Origin of the sequence: Streptomyces sp. NPDC059853 (assembly GCF_042731495.1) — a bacterium.
Lineage (GTDB): Bacteria > Actinomycetota > Actinomycetes > Streptomycetales > Streptomycetaceae > Streptomyces.
The window spans coordinates 1-1,463 of record NZ_JBHWJL010000552.1 but is presented as its reverse complement, the minus strand read 5'-3'; the positions used below and the strand labels follow the sequence as shown (position 1 = coordinate 1,463).

Annotated in this window: 2 protein-coding genes; both read left to right on the top strand. The window is 76.1% G+C overall.

Going from position 1 to position 1,463, the window contains the following annotated elements; translation table 11 throughout:
* Positions 1-58 precede the first annotated feature (58 nt).
* Positions 59-916 (top strand): helix-turn-helix domain-containing protein, encoded by an 858-nt coding sequence (locus ACFV5N_RS27780; protein ID WP_385605292.1) that lies wholly within the window; start codon positions 59-61, stop codon positions 914-916.
* 79 nt (positions 917-995) lie between these two features.
* Positions 996-1,463, top strand: a 468-nt coding sequence (locus ACFV5N_RS27775; protein ID WP_385605289.1) for an aminoglycoside phosphotransferase family protein, incomplete at its 3' end; no start/stop codon positions are given.

The window sequence follows — 1,463 nt, the reverse complement described above, 5'->3', positions numbered from 1 at the left end:
GTGCCGGGGTGTGCCACACCCAGGCGGGGCCGTGCCGCTCCTCGGTAGACTCCCGCGCGTGACGGGCAACCACCTGGGGGCGTTTCTGCGGGCACGGCGGGCGCGGGTGCGGCCGGCCGAGGTGGGGATGCCGAGCCACGGCCAGCGCCGGGTGGCCGGGCTGCGGCGCGAAGAGGTCGCGGTGCTGGCGGGGATGAACGCCGACTACTACACCCGGCTGGAACAGGGCCGCGAACGGCACCCGTCCGCGCAGGTCCTGGACGCGCTCGGCCGGGCGCTGCGGCTTGAGCCGGACGCGTGCGCGCATCTGCACCGGCTGGCCGGGGCGGCGCCGCCCGCCCCGCCCGCCCCGCCGGTGGACACCGTCTCACCGGCGCTGCGGCTGCTGCTGGCGGGCGCCGGGCCGGCCACCCCGGCGTTCGTGATCAACCGGACGCTGGACATCCTGGCCGCCAACGCCGTGGCCGGCGCGCTGTTCTCGCCGTTCGCGCGGGCGGACAATCTGGCCCGGATGACATTCCTGGACCCGGCCGCTCCGGCCTTCCACTCCCGCTGGGGGTACACGGCGCGCACCACGGTGGCGCATCTGCGGGAGGCCGCGGGCCACGACCCGGACGATCCCCGGCTGCGGACGCTCGTTGCCGGACTGAGCGCGGAAAGCGCGGAGTTCGCGCGGCTGTGGGCCGCCCACGACGTCCAGGCGAAGACGAGCGACACCAAGCACCTGCGGCACCCGCGCACCGGGCCGCTGGAGGTGACGTACCAGATGTTCGACGTACGGGACGCGCCCGGGCAGCAGTTGGTGGTGTACCTGGCCGAGCCGGGCAGCGCGGCCGAACGCGGGCTGCGCCTCCTGGCGCGGGACGTGAGGGGCGGTCCCGGCGGTGCGGACGACGGGGACGGCGCCATGCGGTGACCCCGCCTCCGCGCCCGGGGGCCTCCGCGCACTCCTTCGTGACCACGGAACCGATGAACTTCACGAAGGAGAACCACACATGAACACCTCTGCTCCCTTCGCCGTGCCGGACGCGTTCCGCGCGGCGCACGACGCCGCCTGGACGGACACCCTGCCCGGCCTGGTCGCGGAGCTGCTGGAGCGGTGGACGCTGCGGCCGGACGGGGCCGTCGGGCACGGCATGGCCGGCATCGTGCTGCCGGTGCGCCGCGCGGACGGGCAGCCCGCCGTGCTGAAGATCCAGCAGCCGGGCGAGGACAACGCGGCCGTGGTGCCGGGCCTGCGCGCCTGGGACGGGCGGGGCATCGTCCGGCTGCTCGACCACGACACCACGGGCAGCGGCGCGCTGCTGCTGGAACGGCTGGACGCGGCACGGCCGTTGTCGTCCCTCGCTGACGATGTGACCGCGTGCGACATCCTCGGCGGGCTGCTGGCCCGGCTGGTGGCCGTGCCGGCGCCGCCGGGGACCCGGCAGCTGGCCGGCATCGCCGCGGCGATGGTGGAGGCC